20 protein-coding genes and 1 tRNA gene are annotated in these 22,920 nt (G+C 66.6%); 10 read left to right on the forward strand and 11 right to left on the reverse strand.

The window, feature by feature from the left end; genetic code table 11:
• Window positions 1–2: 2 nt before the first annotated feature.
• Complete coding sequence (locus IP92_RS18195) at window positions 3–1,295, reverse strand: hypothetical protein (RefSeq protein WP_145877623.1); 1,293 nt, start codon at window positions 1,293–1,295, stop codon at window positions 3–5.
• A 19-nt stretch (window positions 1,296–1,314) separates the two neighbouring features.
• Window positions 1,315–2,394 (reverse strand): mechanosensitive ion channel family protein, encoded by a 1,080-nt coding sequence (locus tag IP92_RS18200; RefSeq protein ID WP_145877626.1) that lies wholly within the window; start codon window positions 2,392–2,394, stop codon window positions 1,315–1,317.
• A 164-nt stretch (window positions 2,395–2,558) separates the two neighbouring features.
• Between IP92_RS18200 and IP92_RS18205 the strand changes: the two genes are divergently transcribed.
• Window positions 2,559–4,811 (forward strand): family 1 glycosylhydrolase, encoded by a 2,253-nt coding sequence (locus IP92_RS18205; RefSeq protein WP_229418840.1) that lies wholly within the window; start codon window positions 2,559–2,561, stop codon window positions 4,809–4,811.
• A gap of 30 nt (window positions 4,812–4,841) precedes the next feature.
• On the opposite strand, the gene IP92_RS18210 is transcribed toward IP92_RS18205, so the two are convergent.
• From IP92_RS18210 to IP92_RS18220, 3 genes are all read right to left on the reverse strand, one after another.
• The gene (locus IP92_RS18210) at window positions 4,842–5,117 is read right to left on the reverse strand and encodes a hypothetical protein (RefSeq protein ID WP_145877628.1); all 276 of its coding nucleotides are present in this window, start codon (window positions 5,115–5,117) and stop codon (window positions 4,842–4,844) included.
• The gene (locus IP92_RS18215) at window positions 5,056–6,018 is read right to left on the reverse strand and encodes a glycosyltransferase family 2 protein (RefSeq protein WP_145877630.1); all 963 of its coding nucleotides are present in this window, start codon (window positions 6,016–6,018) and stop codon (window positions 5,056–5,058) included. The genes IP92_RS18210 and IP92_RS18215 overlap by 62 nt, the downstream gene beginning before the upstream one ends.
• A 92-nt stretch (window positions 6,019–6,110) precedes the next feature.
• Entirely contained in the window at window positions 6,111–8,042 is a 1,932-nt protein-coding gene (locus IP92_RS18220) for a hybrid sensor histidine kinase/response regulator (protein WP_145877632.1), read from the reverse strand.
• A 130-nt stretch (window positions 8,043–8,172) separates the two neighbouring features.
• Here IP92_RS18220 and IP92_RS18225 point away from each other — a divergent pair, with 130 nt between their 5' ends.
• Complete coding sequence (locus IP92_RS18225; protein WP_199271799.1) at window positions 8,173–9,150, forward strand: hypothetical protein; 978 nt, start codon at window positions 8,173–8,175, stop codon at window positions 9,148–9,150.
• A gap of 6 nt (window positions 9,151–9,156) precedes the next feature.
• On the opposite strand, the gene IP92_RS18230 is transcribed toward IP92_RS18225, so the two are convergent.
• Window positions 9,157–9,903 carry a YoaK family protein gene (locus IP92_RS18230; RefSeq protein ID WP_145877634.1) on the reverse strand — a complete coding sequence of 249 codons (747 nt, stop codon included), beginning with the start codon at window positions 9,901–9,903 and terminating at the stop codon, window positions 9,157–9,159.
• A 158-nt stretch (window positions 9,904–10,061) separates the two neighbouring features.
• Here IP92_RS18230 and IP92_RS18235 point away from each other — a divergent pair.
• Window positions 10,062–10,137, forward strand: a tRNA-Phe gene (locus tag IP92_RS18235).
• A gap of 124 nt (window positions 10,138–10,261) precedes the next feature.
• Here the strand turns inward: IP92_RS18235 and IP92_RS18240 are convergent.
• A complete protein-coding gene (locus tag IP92_RS18240) occupies window positions 10,262–12,112 on the reverse strand; it encodes a hypothetical protein (protein ID WP_145877636.1) in 1,851 nt (616 codons plus the stop codon).
• A 445-nt stretch (window positions 12,113–12,557) separates the two neighbouring features.
• Complete coding sequence (locus tag IP92_RS18245; RefSeq protein WP_145877638.1) at window positions 12,558–13,187, reverse strand: SRPBCC domain-containing protein; 630 nt, start codon at window positions 13,185–13,187, stop codon at window positions 12,558–12,560.
• A gap of 104 nt (window positions 13,188–13,291) precedes the next feature.
• Between IP92_RS18245 and IP92_RS18250 the strand changes: the two genes are divergently transcribed.
• On the forward strand, window positions 13,292–14,227 hold the full coding sequence (locus tag IP92_RS18250; RefSeq protein WP_145877641.1) for a LysR family transcriptional regulator: 936 nt from the start codon (window positions 13,292–13,294) through the stop codon (window positions 14,225–14,227).
• A gap of 14 nt (window positions 14,228–14,241) precedes the next feature.
• On the opposite strand, the gene IP92_RS18255 is transcribed toward IP92_RS18250, so the two are convergent.
• Complete coding sequence (locus IP92_RS18255) at window positions 14,242–15,189, reverse strand: MYG1 family protein (protein WP_145877643.1); 948 nt, start codon at window positions 15,187–15,189, stop codon at window positions 14,242–14,244.
• A 97-nt stretch (window positions 15,190–15,286) separates the two neighbouring features.
• Here IP92_RS18255 and IP92_RS18260 point away from each other — a divergent pair, with 97 nt between their 5' ends.
• The 4 genes from IP92_RS18260 (at window position 15,287) to uvsE (ending at window position 18,720) form a co-directional block, all read left to right on the forward strand.
• A complete protein-coding gene (locus IP92_RS18260; RefSeq protein WP_145877645.1) occupies window positions 15,287–15,991 on the forward strand; it encodes a glutathione S-transferase N-terminal domain-containing protein in 705 nt (234 codons plus the stop codon).
• A gap of 142 nt (window positions 15,992–16,133) precedes the next feature.
• Complete coding sequence (locus IP92_RS18265) at window positions 16,134–17,018, forward strand: DUF2167 domain-containing protein (RefSeq protein ID WP_145877647.1); 885 nt, start codon at window positions 16,134–16,136, stop codon at window positions 17,016–17,018.
• A 1-nt stretch (window position 17,019) separates the two neighbouring features.
• Window positions 17,020–17,724 carry a site-2 protease family protein gene (locus IP92_RS18270; protein ID WP_145877650.1) on the forward strand — a complete coding sequence of 235 codons (705 nt, stop codon included), beginning with the start codon at window positions 17,020–17,022 and terminating at the stop codon, window positions 17,722–17,724.
• Window positions 17,725–17,829: 105 nt separating this feature from the next.
• Window positions 17,830–18,720 carry a UV DNA damage repair endonuclease UvsE gene (gene uvsE, locus IP92_RS18275; protein ID WP_145877652.1) on the forward strand — a complete coding sequence of 297 codons (891 nt, stop codon included), beginning with the start codon at window positions 17,830–17,832 and terminating at the stop codon, window positions 18,718–18,720.
• Here uvsE and IP92_RS18280 read toward each other — a convergent pair.
• Window positions 18,717–18,914 (reverse strand): hypothetical protein, encoded by a 198-nt coding sequence (locus IP92_RS18280; RefSeq protein WP_145877655.1) that lies wholly within the window; start codon window positions 18,912–18,914, stop codon window positions 18,717–18,719. The two genes, uvsE and IP92_RS18280, sit on opposite strands and share 4 nt — an antisense overlap.
• A 100-nt stretch (window positions 18,915–19,014) precedes the next feature.
• Between IP92_RS18280 and IP92_RS18285 the strand changes: the two genes are divergently transcribed.
• Window positions 19,015–20,376, forward strand: coding sequence for a M28 family peptidase (locus IP92_RS18285; protein WP_145877657.1), 1,362 nt, complete (start codon window positions 19,015–19,017; stop codon window positions 20,374–20,376).
• A 234-nt stretch (window positions 20,377–20,610) separates the two neighbouring features.
• Here IP92_RS18285 and IP92_RS18290 read toward each other — a convergent pair whose 3' ends face one another.
• On the reverse strand, window positions 20,611–22,215 hold the full coding sequence (locus tag IP92_RS18290; RefSeq protein WP_145877659.1) for an oleate hydratase: 1,605 nt from the start codon (window positions 22,213–22,215) through the stop codon (window positions 20,611–20,613).
• 216 nt (window positions 22,216–22,431) lie between these two features.
• Here IP92_RS18290 and IP92_RS18295 point away from each other — a divergent pair, with 216 nt between their 5' ends.
• Complete coding sequence (locus IP92_RS18295; protein WP_145877661.1) at window positions 22,432–22,905, forward strand: DUF805 domain-containing protein; 474 nt, start codon at window positions 22,432–22,434, stop codon at window positions 22,903–22,905.
• Window positions 22,906–22,920 lie beyond the last annotated feature (15 nt).

The following is a 22,920-nucleotide window of genomic DNA, read 5'->3' on the forward strand; positions in this document are numbered from 1 at the left end:
GATCAGCGCAACGCGCCCGCCAACCTCGGCGACGACAACAACTGCTTGAACGCGGCCCACCGCTGGGCCCGCGCCTGCTGCGGATCGGTGGCCATCACCTGCTTCTCCACCCAAGCCTTCACCAGGTCCTTGCCCAGGTTGTAGTTGATCACGTAGCCGCGCATCGCGTCGTAGAACTGCATACGCTGGCCTGCCTTCTCGGGCGGATACAGCGCCACGTTGACGAGCCACTCGATCGCCTGCTCGCGCGTGAAGCGCCCTTCCAGGTACTCTTTCGCGTTGTCGTTGTCCGAGTACGACAGGCGCGCGAGCAGCTTTTGCAGCTCGGCATAGCGGCCCGCCAGGCTGGGGTCCAGGCCCGCCAGCGGATACAGCACGTCGCGCTCGAAGGCGAGCCGCTCGTCGTCCGGGAACGCCATCTCGATGCCGTAGTTGGCGCTGCCCTCGGCGATCAGCGACATCGGCGAATACAGCGGATAGACGCTGAATTCGACCCAGTCCTTTTCCTTCACGAGGTGGCGCTCGAGCAGCGCGTTGTAGACGTGGTGGCCGGGATAACCTTCGTGGCAGCCCAGGTCGACGGCGCGCTCGATGTAGATCGGGAACTCGGTATTGATCTGGATGAGGCTGTGCGCGTCGCCCTTGTACCAGTTATAGCCGGACCACGGTTTGTTCGTCACGAACTCCAGCACGAAGCTTTCCTTTTGCGGCAGCTCCACGTGGCGTGCGGTGCGCTCGCGGCAGGCGGCGATCGCCGCGTCGAACACGGGTTTCAGCTTGTCCTTCGGAATCGCGAAGTGGGCGCGGAACGCCTGCACGCGCTGCGGCAGCGGCCCGTCGCCGGGCACCAGCTTGTCGATCTGCGCCAGCAGCGCTTCGTAGTAGGCGCGGTCGTGGTGCGGCGTGACGGCGTCGTACAGCAGCGCCGTCTCCTCATCGAATGTGAACTTCTTCCCGTTCAGCATATCGACGCGGGCGACCATCGCGCGCAACTGCTTGCGCAGGAATTCCACGCGCAGCGCCTCGTCCGCACCTGCAGCCTTGCGCCCTTCCAGGTCCGCCAGCGCGCGCTGCGCATCGGTGCGGATCGCGGCCAGGCCGCGCTTTTCCTGTTCCACCTGCCGCTGCAGCGCCGGCGGGCCGTAATACGCATCGACATAGTTCGCGTCGTGCTGGCCGACCGCCAGCACCAGCTTGCGATACCGCTCCGCCACGTCCTGCACGGATGCCGCCAGCGCGCTGCCGGCCAATACCATCGCCAGGGTCGCGACCCCGCCCGCCACCAGTTTTTTCATGCCGCCTCCCGAAAGCGGTTCAGTGTAGGGGAGGATTGCCCTCGTTGCAATCCTCCGGCGGGCGCAGGATGATCCGGGTGGGATAGGCGATCTCGATGCCCCGCTCGGCCAGGCCGCGGATGACGTTCAGCAGCACCTCCTGCTGCGTATCCATGAACACGAAATAGTCGGGGCTCTTGATCCAGTACACGACCTCGTAGTTGATCGACCATTCGCCCAGCTCGCGCAGGTGGGCCCGTTCGAACGAGGCGGTCGATTCCTGGCCCAGGATGATGTCCTTCACCATCTGGGGCACGGCGGCCAGCTTGTCCGGCGGGGTGCCGTAGCGGATGCGCAGGATGAACGCGGCGCGGCGCGTGAACATGCGCGTCTGGTTGCCGATGCGGGCCTTCAGGATGTCGCCGTTCGAGAAGATGATCTGGTCGCCGCCCAGGCCACGCAGCCGCGTCGTCTTCAGGCCGATGTATTCGACGGTGCCCAGCTGCTCGCCGACGATGATGAAGTCGCCGACGACGAAAGGCTTGTCCAGGACGATCGACAACGATGCCAGCAGGTCGCCGAGGATGTTCTGCACCGCCAGCGCCACCGCGATACCGCCGATACCCAGGCTGGCTACGAGCGTGGTGATGTTGAAGCCCAGGTTATCGAGGATCATCAGCGTGAACACGACCCACACGATCATCCGCAGGATGAAGTCGATGATCGCCGTCGACGCCGCCGTGGCCACGCTGTCCGTGCCGCCGATGGCCGCCTGCCGGTAACGCTTGCGCCACACGCGCACGCCCGTATCGCCCCAGATCGCGGCCTGGATCAGCATCGTCGTGACGGCCACGCGCCACAGCCATACTTCATACTTTTTCGGGAACTCCAGCATCAGCGAACCCAGGTACAGCGCCAGGATCACGATGAACACGCTGTACGTGTTGCGCATCATGCGCAGCAGCCAGTCGTCGACGCGCGTCTCGGTGCGCTCCGCCGCGGCATCGAGCCGGTGGATCAGGAACGTGCGGATGACGATCAGCAGCACGGCGCACGCGAAGGCTACTGCCAGCGCGGTCGCCCATTCCTGGATCGGATTCCCCAACAACACATAACGCATCCAAGCCCTCCTTTTTTCGCTCGCGCAAGTGTACCGAAGCAAGCCGTGCACCCGCGCACACCTTGGCGAAATGACAGCCTGTTCGGTGACACCCGGCAATACGGCGCCAGCGTTTTAATTTTTTCGCCATACTTTGTCGCTCGTTCGACTAGCTCTCCGACAACATGCGAAAAGATGACGACATTCAACACCAGGCGATCGAGCTATGGGGCGGACTGGAAGGAACCGTCAACCGCGTGCGCGATCAATATTTCAGCCAGATGGACCAGAACGGACACGGCAAGCGCCTGTCGGATCTGGACCGCTTCGCCGCGTTGGGCATCAACGCGATTCGCTATCCCGTATTGTGGGAGCTGACGGCTCCCGATGGCATCGAGAACGCCGACTGGTCATGGGCCGACGAGCGCCTGCCAGCGCTGCGCGACCTGGGCGTGAAGCCGATCGTGGGCCTGGTTCACCATGGCAGCGGCCCGCGCCACACCAGCCTCGTCGATCCCGAGTTCGCCCCCAAGCTGGCCGAGTATGCCGGCGCCGTGGCACGCCGCTTTCCCTGGGTCGAGTACTACACCCCCGTCAACGAACCCTGCACCACCGCGCGCTTCTGCGGCCTGTACGGCCTGTGGTACCCGCATGGCAAAAGCGACCTGACGTTCCTCCAGGCGCTGATCAACCAGTGCAAGGCCGTCGTGCTGTCGATGCGGGCGATCCGGGAAGTCAACCCGAACGCCAAGCTGGTGCAGACCGACGACCTGGGCAAGACCTACAGCACGCCCGAGCTGGCCGAGTGGGCCGACTTCTACAACGAACGGCGCTGGCTGGCGTGGGACCTGTTGTGCGGCATGATCGATGAAGACCACAAGCTGTGGCAGTACTTCCTGAAAAGCGGCATCCCTGCCGAGGACGTGCTGTGGTTCCGCGCCAATCCCTGCCCGCCGGACGTCGTGGGCCTGAACTACTACATCACCAGCGAGCGCTGGCTCGATCACCGGGGCGACCGCTACCCCGCCCGCTACGTGGGCGAGCACGGCTTCGCGGACATCGAAACGGCGCGTGCGCTGGCCACCCCGACGCCGGGCATCGGCCCGCTGCTGGAAGAAACCTGGGAGCGTTACAGCCTGCCGATGGCGGTGACCGAGGCGCACATCGACGCGAACCGCGAAGACCAGCTGCGCTGGCTGCACGAGGTATGGAACGCGGCCCACGACGTGCGCCGCAAGGGCGGCGACATGCGCGCCGTCACCGTGTGGTCGCTGCTCGGTTCGTACGACTGGAACTGCCTGGTCACGGAATGCCGCGGCTATTACGAGAACGGCGCCTACGACCTGCGCTCGCCGGAGCCCCGCCCCACCGCGCTGGCCCAGCTGATGCAGGAGCTGGCGACGGGCCGCGCGCCGTCGTCGCCGGTGCTGCAAGGTCTCGGCTGGTGGCGCCGCCCGGGGCGCTTCCTGTGCCCGCCGGTGGCCACCAGCGCCACCGTGGCCGCACTGCCGGCCGAGCGCAACCTGGCGCACCGGCCAGTGCAGCCGATCCTGATCAGCGGCGCCACCGGCACGCTGGGCAGCGCGTTTGCCCGCATCTGCGAGGAGCGCAACCTGGCGTTCCGCGTGCTGACGCGGCAGGAGATGGACATCTGCGATCCCGCCTCCGTGGAAGCCGCGATCCAGCGCTACCGGCCCTGGGCCATCATCAACGCGGGGGGCTACGTGCGCGTACACGATGCCGAGCGTGACAGCGACCGCTGCCTGCGCGAAAACGCCCACGGCCCCGTCGTGCTGGCCACCGCGTGCGTGCGCCACAGCTTGCGGTTGCTGAGCTTCTCCAGCGACCTCGTGTTCGATGGCACGAAGGGCAGCGCCTATGTGGAAAGCGATCCGGTGGCGCCGCTGAACGTGTACGGCCAGAGCAAGGCGGAAGCGGAGCGCCGCGTGCTCGCCGTGAACCCGCAGACCCTGATGGTGCGCACCAGCGCATTCTTCGGCCCGTGGGACCAGCACAACTTCGTCACGCTGGTGTTGCAGGCGCTGGCGGCAGGCCGACCGTTCACGGCGGCGAGCGATCTGATCGTGTCGCCTACATATGTGCCGGACCTGGTGCAGACGTGCCTGGACTTGTTGATCGACCAGGAATCGGGCATCTGGCACCTGTCGAACGGCGAGCCGGTGGCATGGACGGAGCTCGCGCGGCGCGTGGCGGCGATGGCGGGCCTGGACGAGAAGCTGATCGAAGCTCAACCGGCCACCGCGTTCGAAGGCCAGGCACCGCAGCCCCGCTATTCGGCGCTGGACAGCGAACGGGGCAAGCTGATGCCATCGCTGGACGACGCGCTGCAGCGCTATCTGCAGGCCGTGCAGGAAGTGCAGCGCGAGGGCGACACCCACGTGGGTGCCGCACAGGCTGCGCATTACGGCAGCAGCTGACGGCTGCCGTCGCGGGTCATCCCACGCGGCTCAGCGGGCTGCCCCGTTGACCCGTGACTGCCCGATCGGGCACAGCATGTAAGGCATCCGGTCGCCGCCGATCCACGCGTCGAACCGGGTGCATTCCTCCTTGAAACGGATATCGCGCGGGAAGAACTGCGCCACCCAGCCGGACGGCGGATCACCCTGCACCGTCACGATGACCGTTTGCGTGCCTTCGAGCCGGCGATCGGAGAACGCGCGCTCATGCCGCCGCCGCGTCGCGGTTGGCGGCCGGCGCTTCCGCGGGAACGGCCAGGTACGCAAAGCGTTTCTGCTCGATGCGGCCCTTCGTCACCGCATCGAGGATGATGCCGCAGGCAAGCAGGATCACGCCCAGCAGCATCACGGCGGTGCACAGCAGCGCGGTGGGCAGGCGCGGCACCAAGCCCGTCTCCAGGTACGTGACAGCCAGCGGGATGGCCAGCCCGATGGACAGCAGCGCGCAGGCGATGAAGCCGATCGAATAGAACGCCAACGGCCGCTCCGACTTGAACAGGCGCAGGATCGTGATGAGGATGCGCAGGCCATCGCGCCACGTGGACAGCTTCGAGAACGACCCTTCCGGGCGCGACTTGTAGCGCGTCTCCACTTCGGCCACCGGCATGCGCAGGCCCAGCGCGTGCACCGTCAGTTCCGTCTCGATCTCGAAGCCGGTGGAATGGGCGGCGAACGACTTCACGTAACGGCGCGAGAACACCCGGTAGCCGGACAGGATGTCGCTGAACGTGCGGCCGAACAGCGCGGCCACGCAGCCCGTCAGCAGGCGGTTGCCGAAGCGGTGGCCGAAGCGGTACGCGGCCTGCTCCTCGGTGACGCGGCTGCCGACCAGCATGTCCATGCCCTCGGCCAGCAGCTTGTCGACCATGCGTGGCGCGGCCGCGGCGTCGTAGGTGTCGTCGCCATCCACCATCACGTAGGCATCGGCTTCCACGTCGGCGAACATGCGCCGCACCACGCTGCCCTTGCCCTGCTCCGGCACGCGGCGCACGATCGCGCCGGCGGCGCGGGCGATGCCGGCCGTGTCGTCGGTGGAGTTATTGTCGAACACATAGATGCGGGCCGAAGGCAGCGCGGCACGGAAGTCGCGCACGATCGCCGCAATCGTCGTGGCCTCGTTGTAGCACGGCACCAGTACCGCGATGCGCGCGTGAGAGAGGTCGGTCATGAGTGATAAGCGGAACGGAAACCGCCATTATAGTTCCGTCACCATGGCCGGTACAGCGAGAGGCCGCCCGCCGGCCGGGTCGGCTGAATTGATCAGTCGGCCGCGCGCAAGTGCCGCGCCAGGTCGGCGATCCGGTATGGCTTGCCGACGAAATGGAACTCGTGCAGGTCCGCCTGGTCGCCCTGCAGCGCCTGCTGCGGATAGCCGGACGCGATGATGATGCGGATCTCCGGCCAGCGCGCACGCACGGTGCGGGCCAGCTCCAGGCCCGTCATCCCGTTCGGCATCATCAGGTCGGTAAACAGCACGTCCACTTCGCCATTGCGCTCCAACATGCGCAGCGCCACCACCGCGTCGGGCGCCGTCTGCACCTCGTAACCCATCGTCTCGAACAGGTCGCACGCGACGGCCATCACCAGCTGGTCGTCCTCGACGATCAGCACGCGCTCGGCCTGCGGCGCCGTTCCGGCCAGCGCTTCGCCGCCGCCCTCGTGGGCCGGCAGGAACAGGTTGATCGCGGTGCCCTCGCCCGGTTCGGAGTGGATCTGCACGTCGCCGCCGGACTGGGTGATGAAGCCATACACCTGCGACAGGCCCAGGCCCGTGCCCTTGCCGACCGGCTTGGTCGTGAAGAACGGTTCGAAGGCACGCGCCACGACTTCCGGCGGCATGCCGGTGCCGGTGTCGCGCACCGTCACGCGCACATATTCTCCGGCCGGCAGGGTACCCACCTCGTTCTCGCCCAGGCGCACATTGCGCGTTTCCAGCACCAGCGTGCCGCCGTCCGGCATCGCATCGCGCGCGTTGACGACGAGGTTCAAGAGCGTGGCCTCGAAGCGGGCCTCGTCGACGACGATGTTGGCAAGCCGCGGCGCCAGGTCGAACACGAACGACACCTGCGGACCGCTGGCGCGCCGCAGCACCTGCTCGAAGCTGCCGATCAGCGCATTGGGCTGGTGGGTGGCCGCGGCCAGCGGCTGCTGGCGGGCGAACGACAGCAGCTGCTGCGTCAGAAGGGCGCCGCGGTCGATGGCCCGGCGCATGCTTTCCAGCACCCGCAGCGCGGGCGCATTGGGCTGTTGCGCATTGAGGATGTCGACGCCGGAAGAGAGCACGGCCAGCAGGTTGTTGAAGTCGTGCGCGATGCCGCCCGTCAGGTGGCCGATCGCCTCCATCTTCTGCGCCTGGAACAGCGCGTTCCGGGTCTGCTCCAGCGATTCCGCGGCGCGGCGCTGCTCCGTGATGTCGCGCGTGATCTTGGCAAAGCCGAGCAGCGTGCCGTACTCATCGCGGATCGCATCGATCACGGCATGGGCGTAGAACCGGGTGCCGTCGCGCCGCACGCGCAAGCCCTCGCTCTCGTAGCGGCCTTCGCGCGCGGCCGTCTCCAACGCCCGCTCGGGCACGCCGGCAGCGCGATCCTCGTCGGTGAAGAAGCGGCGGTAGTGCGACCCCACCACCTCGTCCTGCGGATAGCCCTTGATGCGCTGCGCGCCCACGTTCCAGTTCGTGATTTCGCCCTGCGGCGACAGCATGTAGATCGCGTAGTCGCTGACGCCCTGCACCAGCAGACGGAAATTCTGTTCGCTGCGGCGCAGCGCCTCCTGGGCCGCGCGGCGGTCGGTGATGTCGCGGGTGATCTTCGCGAAGCCCAGCAGGGCGCCGTACGGGCTGCGGATCGGATCGATGACGATGCTGGCCCAGAAGCGGCCGCCATCCTTGCGCACGCGCCAGCCTTCGCCTTCGAAGCGGCCTTCGTCACGCGCCGCCGCCAGCGCGCGGGCCGGCAGCCCGGTGGCCTTGTCTTCCTCGGTATAGAAGCGTGAGAAATGCTGGCCCATGATCTCGTCCGCCTTGTAGCCCTTGAAGCGCTCGGCACCCGGATTCCAGCTGCTGACGTAGCCATCCACGTCCAGCATGTAGATCGCGTAATCGCTGATGCTGGCCACCAGCAGCTCGTAGCGCTGCTGGAAGTCCGGCAGGGCCGGCTTGGCCGGATTCGCTGCGGCTGGAGGTTCGCTCATCGTGTCTTTCGCAGAGATGGGTCTGCGGGCAATTGTAACGCCAACCGTGCGATGGCACGGATCGCAAGCGGGTAGCATCGCGGCTGTTGTGGACAGGGAGACGACCGTGTTGCGACAGAGATACGTCCTGATGCTTTTGGCAAGCCTGCTTGCCATCGGCGCGGCAGCCCAACCCGTGCCCAGCGTGTCGGTGACGTCCACCCGCGATCCGGTCGACAAATCGTACCGCCGGATGGTGCGCGGAATGGACCGCTTCGCGCAGGCGCAGGCCGCGCTGGCCCCGGGCGCGGCGCTGCGCTTCCGGCTGCTGCCCCGCTTGCCGACGACACGGATGGACGGCATCGAGCTGAAAGTCGTTGGCGACACGGTCGCCCTGCCCGTGGCGGTTGACCAGGACAACAGCTTCACGCTGGCACGCGACGAACGCGCGCTGCGCGAGGATGCCGCGCTGGTGGCGAACCGCCGCACGACCAGCATGACGTGGCGCGCGGACGTGCGCAGCCCCGGTGTTCCGGCAGGGATGCGGCGCCTGGGCGACCTGCGGCTGGAGTGCCTGGTCGGCATGGAGGCCGGCCTCGTGTCGAACAACGCGCACCTGTTCGCGTGGCTGGGCGACCTGCTGACCAACCCGGACAAGGTCTGCGGCGACCCGGATGGCCGCTACCTGTTCTTCACGGAGCGGCCCGTGTTCGCACTGACGCTGCACGCGCAAGGCCGCGCCATCCCGGCGCCGCTGCGCCTCGTGTACGCCGGCGGGCGCGTGGGCCCGGCCGACCTGCCCTACTGCGACTGCCAGGTACTGCTCGAACGCAGCTACCACGCACCGATCTGGGATGCCGCCTGGCCGCACGATACGCTAGTGTCGTTCGAATACATGGACGACCCGGCAACACCGGACGCCCCGACCGCCCCCGGCGTGGCCGCGGGCCAGACCCGCGAACAGGTGCGCGCGCTGCTGGGCTCCGGCACCGCGATCGGCTTTCGCGACGGCCGCGAGGCGTGGCTGTACCCGCAGGCGAACGACCCGCGCCCGCAAGGAAAACCGGAATACCTGGTGCTGTTCGATGCCGCGGGGCGCGTGCTCAAGAGCCGCATGCGCGCGCCCTGAGGCGCATCACTGCGCCGGCACGCGCCGCAGGTCGTCCAGCACCGGCACGATCGCCAGCAGCACGAGCACCATCGCCAGCGGCACCGTGGCCGCATAGCCGAGTCGCGCGAAGCCGAGCGCGCCGGCCACGCCGCCGGCAAAGAAGCACAGCGCCAGCGCCGCCAGGAGTCGCAGGCGGTCGCGGTTGGCCCGCACGGGCGCCCCCGCCAGGTCGTGCGTGTTCGGATACAAGGCCTTGCCCAGTTCGATGCCGATGTCCGTCATCACGCCCGTGATGTGGGTGGTGCGGATCTCCGCGTTCGAGACCTTCGTGATCACCGCATTCTGCAGGCCCATCATGAAGCACAGCAGCGTGACGGTGGCCGGCACGATCAGCACTTCGACGGACGCGAGCCGCGTGCCCAGCACGCCGAAGGACAGCAGCAGCAACGCCTCGAGCAGCAACGGCAGCGCGTACACGCTGTGCAGCGCGCGGCGGCGCGCGTAATTGACGATCAACGCACAGCACGCCGCCCCGGCGACAAACGCGGCAAGCGCGCCGAAGCCGCCCGCGACCAGCTCGAACGCACCGGCGGCGAGATCGTCCGCCATGCCCGACACGATGCCGGTCATGTGCGACGTGTAGCGGTGCACGGCGACATAGCCGCCGGCATTGGCGGCGCCAGCCACGCAGGCCAGCATCATGCCGAGCTGGCGATTGCCGCCGGCCTCGCGCTGGCGGCCGGTCAGCCGGCGGGCATAGTGGACGGGCATCTGGGCTCCCCAGGGGCAAAAGCTCAAGGTACACCGGCGCCCCGCAGCCGGTCAACGGGCGCCGGGGTGCCCGTTGACCGGCAAACGGGGCGGATCCGGCGCGGCCCGGCATGGGGACTAGGCAAACCCGCAACAGTGCTGCTATAATTGCGCGCCTTGGCCTGGTAGCTCAGTTGGTAGAGCAGAGGACTGAAAATCCTTGTGTCGGTGGTTCGATTCCGCCCCGGGCCACCAAGATTCGAAAGCAAAAACGGATTCATGTTCGATCATGAATCCGTTTTTTCATTTTGGCCGTCCAGTTTCAGTTGGCGATCCGGCCGGCTTGCGCCGTTTTCCGGATCGCGCTTGCGCAACTGGTTCAATGCCGCGCTGTTACCGCACAAAAGCGGTATGGATAGGGCTCTGTGCCAACAGTCGCCTGGTAGGTCACGCACGTGGCGGGATCGATCGCCTGCCCGACCGCTGCAAGACGTTGCACGGCTTCCGCTTCGATCCCATGGTTTTCCGGGGCCGTGTCCTTGCGATACCGCTCCTGCAATACCAGGGTGCACAGCTCGCCGGAAGGGGAAGCCGGGAGGAAGTCCACCTTCGCCTTCAAACCTCGCACATGGCCTGCCAGCCATGCCAGTTTGCGGCACCCCGCTTCGCTGCGGGTCAGGCCGAGCGAACGCGCGATGGCAGTTTTTTCCAGCAAGCCGTTGGCGCGTTTGTCGGTCACTACCGGATAAATGACGTAATGCGGGCCGCCACGCTGAGCGATCACTTGCTGAACACGTGCCTCGAACGCTGGCGATGCCGGGAAACTGGAGCCGATGCCGATCACGGCCGCTTCGGCGGGCATGAACTGCGCCAGCCAGCTGATGGGCGCATCGGTGGCCGAGGACACGAAAATGACCGCACGGTCCGGCCTGGCGATGGGGGGCCTGTCAGCGGTGAATGCGTGCTTGGCCCAGCCCGCATGGCCCCAGGTGGTAAATGGCAGAACGGCCAACGATGCCGCCAGCAACAGCCCGCCGCCGACGCGGCGTGCGACAGATGGCGTGGCCAGCGTGTGCAGCAGCAGCCAGAACAGCAGCGGCGCAAGCAGTTCGATCGGCACCAGGTAGCGATAGATGCTGAAAACACGCATCCACACCAGATACGACACGGCAGTAAATACCAGCAGGAACACGCCGCCCGGCGCCAGGCCACCGGGATCGCCCTGCCCGCCGCGCGAAGCACGCGCCTTGCGCAACAGCGTCATCACGCCCCAAGCCGCCACCGCGACATACAGCAGGGGCCAGATGATCTGGTGGATCGGCACTTCCGCGACGCGGCTCATATCGCGGGTAAACACGAACGGCCACAGCAGCGCTTCGCCCGCATTGCGGGGCAAGTGGATGAGATCGATCACGCCGAATTCCGCGGCCATCGGGCTATGAAAGATGTTGTTAAATTGGGGGAACAAAGGATTGCCGTAGGTGGACCACATGCGCAGCATCCAATAGCCAGCCGTCGCCGCCATGCCCGCCAGGACGCCGATGCCGAACACGAACGACACACGCACGCGCGTCCATAGCGGCGCCGCCACCGTCAACAGGGCCGCACAGGCGCCGACGGCATAACTGACGTTGGTCAGTTTCAATCCAAGGCCAAGCCCCATCAGCGCTCCGGCCGCCAGCAGCACGCGCACCGCGCGGCTGCCGCGCGCAGACAACTGCTCCCAATGGCGCAACAGCCAATAGATGGATGCGAGCACCAGCAGCGCTGTGAAGTTGTCGCCCATCGAATTACCCAGCTCGGACAGGAACCCCGCGCCGGCGATGCCGGCAAGCCCCAGCAGCAGCGCCAGGCGTCCCGGCCCAAGCAGTTGGCGAGCGATCGCGGCGACCAGCACGAATGCCAAGCCTTGCAGGGCGCCGAATACAAAGCCGGCAACCGGTGCGGGGAACGATTTCGTCAGCAAGAAATAAGGGACATCGAGCAGCGGGTTGAAATAACTATGGAAGCCGGCTGGCGCCAAGTCCACCCCGAGCCGGTCATTCAGCAACGCATGCGCGGTGTACAGATGGTAGTTGCGCATGTCGTAAGAGTCGTCCTGGCCCATGGCCAGCGACATCAGGCCGCACAGCAGCGGCACCAGAATGGCAGCACGGGCTGCAGCGCGGGGATGTTCGAGGAGTGCGGTGCGGCGCAGCCACCAGGCTTCCAGTTGGGCGAGGAGTTTCATTCGTTTCTTGTGCGCTTTCAGCTGCCCTTCCCTTGCGCCTCCACGTGGAGCGCAATAGCGGCGGCTTCACCGGCGCATGCTGTTGCCGGTCAACTGATTGTCGAAGGCATCTACTCACGCCAAAGGCGGGTATCGCTTGACATCGCAAACAACCGCGGCAATGGTCGCGATTCGCGCCCAGGGAAACGCAAGCGTGGAGTCAGGAGAAATTGAAAAAGCGCAATTATAACGAGTGCAGGACACTCGGGCAGGCCCGGCAGTCGCGACCATGCGCATCAGGGCAGTTTGCCGATGCCCAGCTGACGCATGATGTCGCTGTCGGGCGCGGTAGCCAGCCTGGAAGCGCAGAGGATTGCACATCCTTATGTCGGTGATTCGATTCCGCCCCCGGCCACGAAGATTCAACAAGAAAAAGTGACGACACCATTTTCGGGTGGCGTGGTCGTTACGGGCGCCGCTCCACCGCCGCCTTCAGCGCCGCGTTCCACACGTCGTGCCCCTTGTGCATGCCCGCCGGATCGGCATCGCGCAGGCGTAGCGCGCCCGGCCCGCGCACCACTTCCTCGCTCTGCACCAGGCAGCCGCCGTCGCGCGGCGTCAGCAGCCACGTATGGTAGGCGCGCAGGTCCGGCGCATCGCCGAACCAGCCGATCCGCTCGTCCTCCACGTATTCGTGGACGCGGCTACGCACCGGCAGGCCGAACGTGCGCCAGTCGAAGCGGCTGCCGGGGCCCAGCTTGCCGGCGCGGCCGCCCTGCACGCGCACGTCCTCCGCGTTGGCATACCATGACGGCCAGCGGGCGGCATCGGCCAGCTGCGCGAACACGTCTTCGCACGACGCGGCGACGTCGATGTCGTTGTGGGCAAACAGGTCCGCCACGTCCGGCGTGAATTCGGCAGGCCAGTGCACGTCGGGCGAGCGGGCCGCCAGGTCGCGTGCCATCTGGATGCCGTCTTGCGCCGGACCGGCGTACACGACGGCACATGGGCCGGCGCACGACAGGGCGCCAAGCAGCGCGGCGAAGCCCGGCGCGCGCAGGCGCCGGCTGCCGGGAATAGGGATGGGCTTTTTCATGTCTCGCTTTCTCCAAGGGTCGGGAAGCCCATTATTGCCGGCTGACGGCCGTGAAAAAAGATGTATGCTGTCAGCAGATCCATGACCAAAAATCAGCACTCCACATGACGGTCGACGGCAAACTGATCTCCGGCGTCAGCCTGCTGGCCACTGTGGCCGAGGCGGGCAGTTTCGTGCGGGCGGCCGACACGCTCAACATCACGCCTTCCGGTGTGAGCCGTGCCGTGTCGCGCCTCGAAGAACGGATGGGCGTGCGGCTGCTCGACCGGACCACCCGCTCTCTCGCGCTGACGGCCGAAGGCCAGCGCCTTTACGACGCAGCCGTCCCGCTGCTCGCGGACATAGAACGGGTTGCGGGCGACGTCGCCGGTGCCGCCGCCACGGTGCGCGGCCGCCTGCACGTGGACCTCGATCCGTTCTTCGCACGGCTGTTCCTGTCGCGCCACTTGGCGGACCTGCTGGAGCGCTATCCGGAACTGATCCTCGAGCTGACGACGCGCGAGGTGGCCGGCGATCTCGTCAAAGACCGCATCGACGTGGCGATCCGCTTCGGCGAACCGGCGGCGGCATCGCCGGTGATGCGCAAGCTGCTCGAGACGCGGATCCTGACGGTGGCCTCGCCCGCCTACCTGCGACGGCACGGCCGGCCCGCCCACCCCACCGCGCTGGGCGATCATGCATGCGTCCTGTTTCGCAATCCCGTCACCGGGCGGCCGTTCGACTGGGAGTTCCACCGCGGGAAGAAGAAGCTCGTCGTGCCCGTGCAGGGCCGCATGACGGTATCGGACGTGTGGACGATGATCGATGCCTGCGTGGCCGGTGCCGGCGTCGCGCAGGTGATGGCGCTCGACATCGGCGCGCTGCTCGATGCAGGCAAGCTGGTCGACCTGTTTCCCGACTGGCCGGACGAGCGTTTTCCGCTGTACGCGCTGTATCCATCGCGCCAGCACGCGCCGGCCAAGGTGAAGGCGTTTCTGAATTTTGTGCTGGAACGGATCGACCAGCTGGGGCCCGCGCCGGATGCGCGCGGGCGGCGCTGACGGCGAACCGCCGGTCAGCTGCCGGCCACGTCCGCGAGCGCCAGACTGGCCAACGCCAGCGCGCCGTCGTACGACTTCGCCGCCGCGATGAACCGGCCGTTATGGCAGAACGTGGCGTCCGGCACGCCGGTGACCGCGGCCAGTTCCGCATCGCGCAGGCCGGCCCACGGCGCCGGCAGGTCGGCGCGCGCGTCGAAGCTGTCGGGGCTCATCGGCACCGTGTGCAGCAGGTAGCGCTGCTCCGAGAGGCTGTGGCTGATCACGAACAGCACCTTCGGCATTTCCTTGCGCACCAGCTGCGTCCACGGCAGCGCGGCATTCTTCACGAACAGCAGCTTGCCGCCTTCCAGCACCTTCGACTGGCGCACCTGCGCAACCGCCAGCAAGGCGCCCACGCGGTACTTGACGGCGTTGACCAGCACGTCCGTCAGCAGCGCCATCGCGCGGCGGAACTGCTCCAGGCGGTAGGCCTCGGCCGGGGCACCGTAACCGAGCCGCTCCTCGTCCAGCCAGTTCGGATTGAAGCCGGCGATCACGGCCGACAGGCCATAGCCGCCCGGCGCGCTTTTCGCCGCGCCGACGTCCGCCAGGTCCAGGTACTGCACGATGTCGGCATCGATCGCGTAGGCGATCTCGCGGGCCGTGTCGTCCGGCAGCGCCTGGCCCGTATGCGCCTCGGCCACCGCGGCGACGCAGCGCTGGCCATAGGTGCGCCAGACCAGCCCCGCGCTGGCATAGGGCACGCCGCTCTGGCGCGCACCATCGAAGCCCTTCTGGTGATGGTCGAAGCGGCCCGTGGCGGGGTCCCAGATGCCGCCCACGTCCACCGCGAAATCGGCCGCCTCGATCAGCGCCGGGTCGCGCGTGCGCACCAGTTGCGCGTCCGGATGGAGGATCGCCAGCACGGCACACGCCCAGGCGTCGTCCGCGTGAAATTTGCCGTTGTGTGTGACGATCACCATGCTGTCCTCCGTTTTGTCGAAGCGCGATGATACCCGCCGCGAGCAAAGCGCGGCGGCTTGACCGATAATCACGCTTTCCCATCCGTGCGAGGACAACATGACCGGCATCGTCGAATTCCCCATCCACGCGAAGTGGCCCGCGCGCCACCCGGACCGCATCCAGCTGTATTCGCTGGCCACGCCGAACGGCGTGAAGGTCTCCATCATGCTGGAGGAAACGGGCCTGCCGTATGAGGCCCACCGCGTCAGCTTCGATACGAACGACCAGATGTCGCCCGAATTCCTGTCGCTGAACCCGAACAACAAGATCCCCGCGATCATCGATCCGGATGGGCCGGACGGCAAGCCGCTGCCGCTGTTCGAATCGGGCGCGATCCTCCTCTACCTGGCCGAGAAGACGGGCCAGCTGCTGCCGGCCGATGCGGCGGGCCGCTACGAGACGATCCAGTGGCTGATGTTCCAGATGGGCGGCGTCGGCCCGATGTTCGGCCAGTTGGGCTTCTTCCACAAGTTCGCAGGCAGGGAATACGAGGACAAGCGCCCGCGCGACCGCTACGTGGCTGAATCGGCCCGCCTGCTGGGGGTGCTGGACCGGCGCCTGCAGGGCCGCGACTGGATCATGGGCGACATGTACACGATCGCCGACATCGCCACGTTCCCGTGGGTGCGCAACCTGATCGGCTTCTACGGCGCGGGCGAGCTGGTGGAATTCGAGCGCTTCGCGAACGTGCGGCGCGCGCTCGACGCGTTCGTGGCGCGGCCGGCCGTCGCGCGCGGGCTGGAAATTCCGGCCGCCGGTTGAGATTTCTTCGCAGTTCGTTAGTTTTCGATAGTTTTCCCAGGTGCAATAACTTCTACAATGGCGGTGGCCGCCAGGCATGCCGAGCGCAGCGCAGACTGCACCGGCGGCGGCCGTGACCACCAACCATCACCAGGGAAACGCCATGTTCATCCGCACCTTGTTCTCCACCTTGCTGTGCCTGCTGCTCGCGCTGCCGGCAGCCGCCCAGCAAACCGCCGAGCAATTCCTCGCCACGCTGAAATTCCAGGACGGCCGCATCACGCTGCCCGGCAGCATCGCCACGCTGGACCTGCCGGCGGGCTTTCGCTACCTGGATCCCGACGATTCGACGCGCCTGCTGACGGACGGCTGGGGCAATCCGCCCGGCCCGAAAACGCTGGGCATGATCGTGCCGGCCGCCGTCAGCCCGCTGTCCGCCGAAGGCTGGGGCGTTGTCATCACGTATGAAAAGGATGGCCACGTCAACGACAGCGATGCGAACGACATCAAGTACGACGAGCTGCTGAAATCGATGCAGGACTCCGTGGCCGCCGACAACGACGAGCGCAAGAAGCAGGGCTACGCGCCGATGACGCTCGTCGGCTGGGCGGAAACGCCCCGCTACGACAAGGCCAGCCACAAGCTGTACTGGGCCAAGGAACTGCATACGGGCGACGACAAGCATAACGCGCTGAACTACAACATCCGCGTGCTGGGCCGCGAAGGCGTGCTGGTGTTGAACGCGGTCGCGGGCATGGACCAGATCAGCCGCATCCGCAGCGAGATGAAGACCGTGACGGCCTTCACCGACTTCACGCCGGGCCACCGCTACACGGACTTCGACAGCAAGACGGACAAGGTGGCCGAATACGGCATCGCCGCGCTGATCGCCGGCGGCGCCGCCGCGAAACTGGGCCTGTTCGGCAAGCTGTTCGCGCTGCTGCTGGCGTTCAAGAAGGTGATCCTGCTGGGCGTGGCCGCTGTCGGCGGCTGGCTGTGGAAGCTGGTCGGCGGGCGCAAGAAGGTCGACCTGTCCAAGCCGAAATAAGATGGGCAAGCTGCTCGTCTGGCTGTTCGCTGCCGGCAAGCTCGGCAAGCTGATGACGACCGGCGGCACGATGCTGCTGTCGATGCTCGTCTACACGTGGGTGTTCGGCTGGCGCTACGCGGCCGGCTTCCTGCTGCTGCTGTTCGTCCACGAGATGGGCCATTACGTGGCGGCGCGCCAGCGCGGGCTAGACGTCGGGGCACCGGCGTTCATCCCGTTCGTCGGCGCCTGGGTCGCGTTGAAAGAACAGCCGCGCAACGCCGAGACGGACGCCTACATCGGCTTCGCCGGCCCGGCCGCCGGCACCGTCGCGGCGATGGCCTGCTACGCGGCCGCGCGGGACACGGGCAGCGGCCTGCTGATGGCACTGGCCTATTCCGGCTGCATGCTGAACCTGTTCAACCTGATCCCGCTTGCGCCGCTCGACGGCGGCCGCATCACGGCGATCATCTCGCCGAAAGTGTGGCTCGTCGGCGTGCCGCTGCTGGCGGCGCTGTTCTTCGTGCGCCCCAGCCCGATGCTGATCCTCGTCGGGCTGCTCGCATTGCCGCAACTGAAGCAGGTGTTCCAGCCGGATGCGGGCCAGGCGCCCGAGTACTACGACACGCCGCTGGAAACCCGCATCAACTACGGCGTGATGTACCTGGCCCTCGTCGCCTTCCTGGCGATGATGAGTTACGGGATTCACGAGAACATCCGCACCTGACCCGCCTTTGACGCGCAATGTGTGGCCTTGTGTCAGCGGCCGCACATTGCGCGTTGATCTCCCGCTGCTACACTCGGCCGCTTCTGCGACCTTGCATTTGCGGCCATGCCCCCACACCTCGGACTCGTCTGCGTGACCATCTCCGATGCCGTTCGGTATCGCACGATCACGCGCAAGCGGCTGCTGGAGCAGTCGGATGCCATGCAGCGCAAGCTGCTGGACGACCTGTATCGCGCCAACCTGCAGATGCTGGACAATGCGCTGCGCTACTGCGAACAGCAAGGCATCGCGCTGTACCGCCTGCCCTCCTCGATCTTCCCGTTCGCCGATGAGGATATCGGCCGCGACGTGCTCGCGCCGCTCGCGCCCGCGCTGGCGCGCACGGGCACGCGAGCCACGGCGGCGGGCATCCGCCTCGTAATGCATCCGGACCAGTTCGTGGTGCTCAATTCCGATTCGGCCGGCGTGGTCGAGAACAGCGTCAAGATCCTGCGCATGCACGGCGATTTGATGGACCTGCTGCAGCAGCCGCGCACGCCGTGGGCGCTGCTGGAGATCCACGGCGGCAAGGCAAAGCGGGCCGACGCGCTCATCGAGCGCATCTCCACGCTGCCGGACGCCATCCGCTGCCGCCTCGGCCTGGAGAACGACGAATACGCGTATGGCGCCGACGAGATCCACGCGATCTGCCTGCAAAGCGGCGTGCCGATGGTGTTCGACGCCCACCACCACATCGTGCACGAGGGCCTGGACAGCTACGACGATCCGAGCGTGGGCGAGATGCTCGACAAGGCGCGCGCCACCTGGGCCGTGCCGGAGCACCAGCTGGTGCACATCTCGAACGGCCGCACGGGATTCAACGACCGCCAGCACGCCGACCTGATCACGACGATGCCGGCCGCGTATGCGCGCGCGCCGTGGATCGAGATCGAGGCCAAGGCGAAGGAGGAAGCCATCCGTGGGCTGGACGGCTGGCGCAGCGCGGCGCTGGGCTAGTTGCGCGCTTCGTACAGCGCCTTCGCATCCTTGTGCGCCTGGTCGACGTTGCGCAGCTTCGCATCCTGGTCATGCGGCACGAAGAATTCGCGGTCCTGCGCGGCCATCACGAGGCGCACGGCCTCCTTCTCCGACACGCCGTATTTTTCAAAGATCAGCGTCGTCACTTCATCCAGATATTCTTCGTAGGTCATCGTGGTTCACTCCCGGTCAAGGCGCGCATTGTATCGCGCAAAAGCTTGCGCAATGCGATTGTTGCGGTAAGCTGTGCGCGCCATTTCACAAAGGAGAACCATGCACTTCCCGCTCACTTCCGCGGCACTGGCCGCGCTCCTGACGACCGCCGGCGCGATGGCCGCGGCGGCCGAACCCGCCCTGCCCAAGCGGCAGGCCGACATCGACGCGATCGTGCGCGAGATCTCGCCGCAGCGCATCCACGGCTACATCGAGAAGCTGGTGGGCTTCGGCACGCGGCACACGATGTCCGAGACCGAATCCGACACGCGCGGCATCGGCGCGGCGCGGCGCTGGATCAAGGCCGAGCTGGAACGCTGCGGCGCCGGCCGGCTGCAGGTGAGCTTCGACAGCCACGTGCACCCCGTGATGGCGCGGCTGTCGCGCCCCACCGAGATCGTCAACGTCGTCGCCACGCTGCCCGGCGCGCAGGCCGAATCGAAGGACCGGCTGTACGTCGTCTCCGGCCACTACGACTCGCGCGTGACGGACGTGATGGACGCGACCAGCGATGCACCGGGCGCCAACGACGACGCCTCCGGCACCGCGGCCGTGATGGAGATGGCCTGCGTGATGGCGAAGCACAAGTTCGACGCGACGCTCGTTTTCATGGCCGTCGCAGCCGAGGAGCAGGGCCTGCTGGGTGCTGGCCACTGGGCCGAGCAGGCCCGCAAGAACAACGTCAACGTCGCCGGCATGTTCACCAATGACATCATCGGCAGCTCGTACAACGAACACGGCAAGCGTGACAACACGCAGGTGCGGCTGTTCGCCGAGGGCATCCCCGCATTGAAGGAAGTGCCGGACGGGCTGCGCACGTTGATCCAGACGGGCGGCGAAAACGATTCGCCGTCGCGCCAGCTGGCCCGCCACGTGAAGGAAACGGGCGAGCGCTATGTGAAGAACTTCAAGGTGACGGTGGTCCAGCGGCGCGACCGCTACCTGCGCGGCGGCGACCACATTCCGTTCCTCGAACAGGGCTACGCCGCGCTGCGCTTCACCGAGCCGGCCGAGGACTTCCGCCACCAGCACCAGGACCTGCGCAAGGAAAGCGGCGTGCAGTACGGCGACCTGCTGGAATTCGTCGACGTCGACTACACGGCCAAGGTGGCACGCGTGAACGCCGCGGCCCTCGCCTCGCTGGCGCAAGCCCCGGCCGCGCCGCAGCAGGTGAAAGTGCTGACGGCCAAGCTGGACAACCGCACCGAGCTGACGTGGCAGGCGAACGCGGAACCCGACCTGGCCGGCTACCGCGTCGTGTGGCGCGAAACGACAGCCGCCAGCTGGCAGGGCGCGAAATTCGTCGGCAATGTGACCTCGTACACGAGCGAGCTGTCGAAGGACAACGTGTTCTTCGGTGTGCAAGCCGTCGACAAGGACGGCAACGTCAGCCCGGCGACGTATCCGCTGCCGCAGCGCTGACACTTCCGCTAAGCGTGGCATAAACGCCACAAAAAAACCGTTGCCCAAATTCGGGGACTGTCCCCGAATTTGGGCAACTAAATTCCTTCGGGCACCGGCTGCCGGTCGTTAGCGCCGCGTACCTCGGCCATTTCCAACCCAAGTGCGCGCATCGTCGCAACGCGGCCATCTGCCTCGCCGAAAAGTTTCCAAAAATCGGGGACAGTCCCTCGATTTTGGAAACAATTGCTGAGGTTAGCGGAATGCGGCTTCGACAGCGTGAAGGCCGACCTTCGGGTCGAGCAGGCCGTTGTAGATGTCGGGGATCTTGCGGTCGATGCCGAGCAGGCGGTATGTCGCCAGCATCGCGCAGCGCACCGAGTACTCGACGGTGAACACGACGTCGTCCTCCATCTCGACGAACTGGCCGAGGAACGCGAAGTTGCGCGAGCCTTCGGGCAGCACGAGCGCGCGGTCGCCCGGCGCGCGGCATGCGAACAGCGCGGACGCATACGGCATCATCACCGTCGTCACTTCCGTCGTGGCCAGCACGTGTTCCAGCATGTCGTCGAAGCCCAGCTGGCGCACCAGCTCCGTCAGGATCTCGCGCCCCGTCGCCTGCGCCATCGGCTTCTTCACGTAGTCGCCGGGACGGTCGATCTCGAAGCCATAGCCCCACAGCGTCGCCATGCCCTGCGGCAGGTCCGGGAAGTGCGGCTGGTGCGGCACGACGATCGACAGGTGCCAGCCCGATTCGAACCACGTCATCAGCGCACCAGTGCCCGGCGCATTGCCCGTGTATTCGGTGATCCGGTGCAGCAGCGCGTGGTCGCGCATCGTCAGCGTGAACGACTCCCACTTGTGCTCGTCCACGTTGCCGAAGAACGCGGCGGGCCGGCCGAAGTCCGGCGCCTTCTGCGCGATGTTCTCCCACAGGCTCCAGCCGTGATCGCGCCGGCCCCTGACCAGTTCCGGCACGTCGTCGTTGCCGCCGTACGTCGCGTCGCTCGTGATCGAGCCGAGCGTGAAGAATGCGAGGTCATTTTCGCCCAGCGCGATCGTCGACGTCCCCTGCTTCGTTTCGACGTGCAGCGCGGTGGCGCGGCGGCCGCCGTCCGGCAGCGTGGCGAAATCGGCGTCGGTGACGCGCGTGCCGAAGCGCACGTCCACGCCCTGCGCCAGCAGCCAGCGCTGCAACGGCACCACCAGCGAATCGTACTGGTTGTATTTGGTGCGGCGCACGCCGGCCAGCGTGTGAATGCGCGGGAACTCCTGCACGAAGCGCAGGAAGTAGCGCCGCAGCTCGGCCGCGCTGTGCCACTTCTGGAACGCGAACGTGGTGCGCCACATGCGCCAGAAGTTCGATTCAAAGAAGTGCTCGTCGAAGAATTCGTCGATGCGGCGGCTGCCGATACGGTGCTCCGTCAACGCCAGCAGCCGCAGCATCTGGGCCCGGTTCGTCGTCGACAGGCCCAGCGCCGCGGCGTCGACAATGCGGTGCGCGCCGTCGATCAGCCGCGCCTGCGCATGCGTCTGCACCCGCTCGTTGAAGCGGCGGCACTCCTGCGTCACCGAGACGGCCGGATCGTCGCGGGACGGAATCGTCTCGAACAGGTCCCACAGGCACAGATAGGTTTCATCGGTGAGCATGCGGCCGCCGCGCGTGACCCACGCTTCGCGGCCGGCGACGCGATTGCCGTCGAGCGAGCCGCCTTCGATGCCGAGTTCTTCGAGTATGTGGATGTGCGCGGCGGGCACGCCGCCGTCGCGAATCGCGAACGCCGCCGCGGCCATGCCGGCGATGCCGCCGCCGACGATCCACAGATGGGTGTTCGTACGATTGACGCTGGTGTTGTTCATTGCTTGTCCTCGTCGTCTATTGGGTTGCAGTTGGGTTGATTCATCCTAGCGGGTGCTTCAGCAATGAAACTTTGATTGAAATCAAAAGTCAGGTGTAGTGGAGGGGCTCTACAGGAACTGCGCGACACAGTGCCGTTCGCGCTCTTGTACAGGATCAGAACGGCTACCGCAGCGCCATGACAGCATCGGGCTCTTATCAATTTTCTGGAGAGAAAGATGTCCGACGCGCTGCCTTCTTCCGCCCAGCCCGACTTACTGCTGACACGGATGCGCCGTATTCCTTATTTCGCCGCACTGCTTCTGCTGCTGCCGGCCGGTTCGCTGGCGTCGTACGGCGCAGGCACGTGGGCCGCGGCATATGGCGACGCCGCGAGCGCCGCCGCTTCCGGTGTCACGAACCTGGCGCTGGTGTTTGTCCCACTACTTCTCTTCAGCGTGCGGCGCCTGCGCGACCTGGAGATGCCGGGCTGGCTCGCGATCGCGTGGCTCGTGCCCTTGCTGAACGTCCTGCTGGCCATCCTGCTGTGCGCGATGCCCGGCGCCGCCGCGGCCAATCGCAATGGACCGCCGCCGGCAGCGACGCCGCGCTGGGTGGGCTACCTGATACTCGGCCTGACCGCGCTGTGGATCGTCACCGCGACAGTGTATCTGCGCACGGTCCCGGACGCATTCAAAGACTGGGCGCAATGATACTCGTGCTGAAAA

The organism is Pseudoduganella flava (assembly GCF_007830495.1).
In the GTDB taxonomy this organism is placed as follows: Bacteria; Pseudomonadota; Gammaproteobacteria; order Burkholderiales; family Burkholderiaceae_D; genus Rugamonas; species Rugamonas flava.

Excerpts from the sequence above, each read along its gene's own strand:
- IP92_RS18195 (WP_145877623.1), bottom strand. The coding sequence starts at position 1,295 with ATGAAAAAACTGGTGGCGGGCGGGGTCGCGACCCTGGCGATGGTATTG.
- IP92_RS18200 (WP_145877626.1), bottom strand. The coding sequence starts at position 2,394 with ATGCGTTATGTGTTGTTGGGGAATCCGATCCAGGAATGGGCGACCGCG.
- IP92_RS18205 (WP_229418840.1), top strand. The coding sequence starts at position 2,559 with ATGCGAAAAGATGACGACATTCAACACCAGGCGATCGAGCTATGGGGC.
- IP92_RS18215 (WP_145877630.1), bottom strand. The coding sequence starts at position 6,018 with ATGACCGACCTCTCTCACGCGCGCATCGCGGTACTGGTGCCGTGCTAC.
- IP92_RS18220 (WP_145877632.1), bottom strand. The coding sequence starts at position 8,042 with ATGAGCGAACCTCCAGCCGCAGCGAATCCGGCCAAGCCGGCCCTGCCG.
- IP92_RS18225 (WP_199271799.1), top strand. The coding sequence starts at position 8,173 with ATGCTTTTGGCAAGCCTGCTTGCCATCGGCGCGGCAGCCCAACCCGTG.
- IP92_RS18230 (WP_145877634.1), bottom strand. The coding sequence starts at position 9,903 with ATGCCCGTCCACTATGCCCGCCGGCTGACCGGCCGCCAGCGCGAGGCC.
- IP92_RS18240 (WP_145877636.1), bottom strand. The coding sequence starts at position 12,112 with ATGAAACTCCTCGCCCAACTGGAAGCCTGGTGGCTGCGCCGCACCGCA.
- IP92_RS18245 (WP_145877638.1), bottom strand. The coding sequence starts at position 13,187 with ATGAAAAAGCCCATCCCTATTCCCGGCAGCCGGCGCCTGCGCGCGCCG.
- IP92_RS18250 (WP_145877641.1), top strand. The coding sequence starts at position 13,292 with ATGACGGTCGACGGCAAACTGATCTCCGGCGTCAGCCTGCTGGCCACT.
- IP92_RS18255 (WP_145877643.1), bottom strand. The coding sequence starts at position 15,189 with ATGGTGATCGTCACACACAACGGCAAATTTCACGCGGACGACGCCTGG.
- IP92_RS18260 (WP_145877645.1), top strand. The coding sequence starts at position 15,287 with ATGACCGGCATCGTCGAATTCCCCATCCACGCGAAGTGGCCCGCGCGC.
- IP92_RS18265 (WP_145877647.1), top strand. The coding sequence starts at position 16,134 with ATGTTCATCCGCACCTTGTTCTCCACCTTGCTGTGCCTGCTGCTCGCG.
- IP92_RS18270 (WP_145877650.1), top strand. The coding sequence starts at position 17,020 with ATGGGCAAGCTGCTCGTCTGGCTGTTCGCTGCCGGCAAGCTCGGCAAG.
- uvsE (WP_145877652.1), top strand. The coding sequence starts at position 17,830 with ATGCCCCCACACCTCGGACTCGTCTGCGTGACCATCTCCGATGCCGTT.
- IP92_RS18280 (WP_145877655.1), bottom strand. The coding sequence starts at position 18,914 with ATGACCTACGAAGAATATCTGGATGAAGTGACGACGCTGATCTTTGAA.
- IP92_RS18285 (WP_145877657.1), top strand. The coding sequence starts at position 19,015 with ATGCACTTCCCGCTCACTTCCGCGGCACTGGCCGCGCTCCTGACGACC.
- IP92_RS18290 (WP_145877659.1), bottom strand. The coding sequence starts at position 22,215 with ATGAACAACACCAGCGTCAATCGTACGAACACCCATCTGTGGATCGTC.
- IP92_RS18295 (WP_145877661.1), top strand. The coding sequence starts at position 22,432 with ATGTCCGACGCGCTGCCTTCTTCCGCCCAGCCCGACTTACTGCTGACA.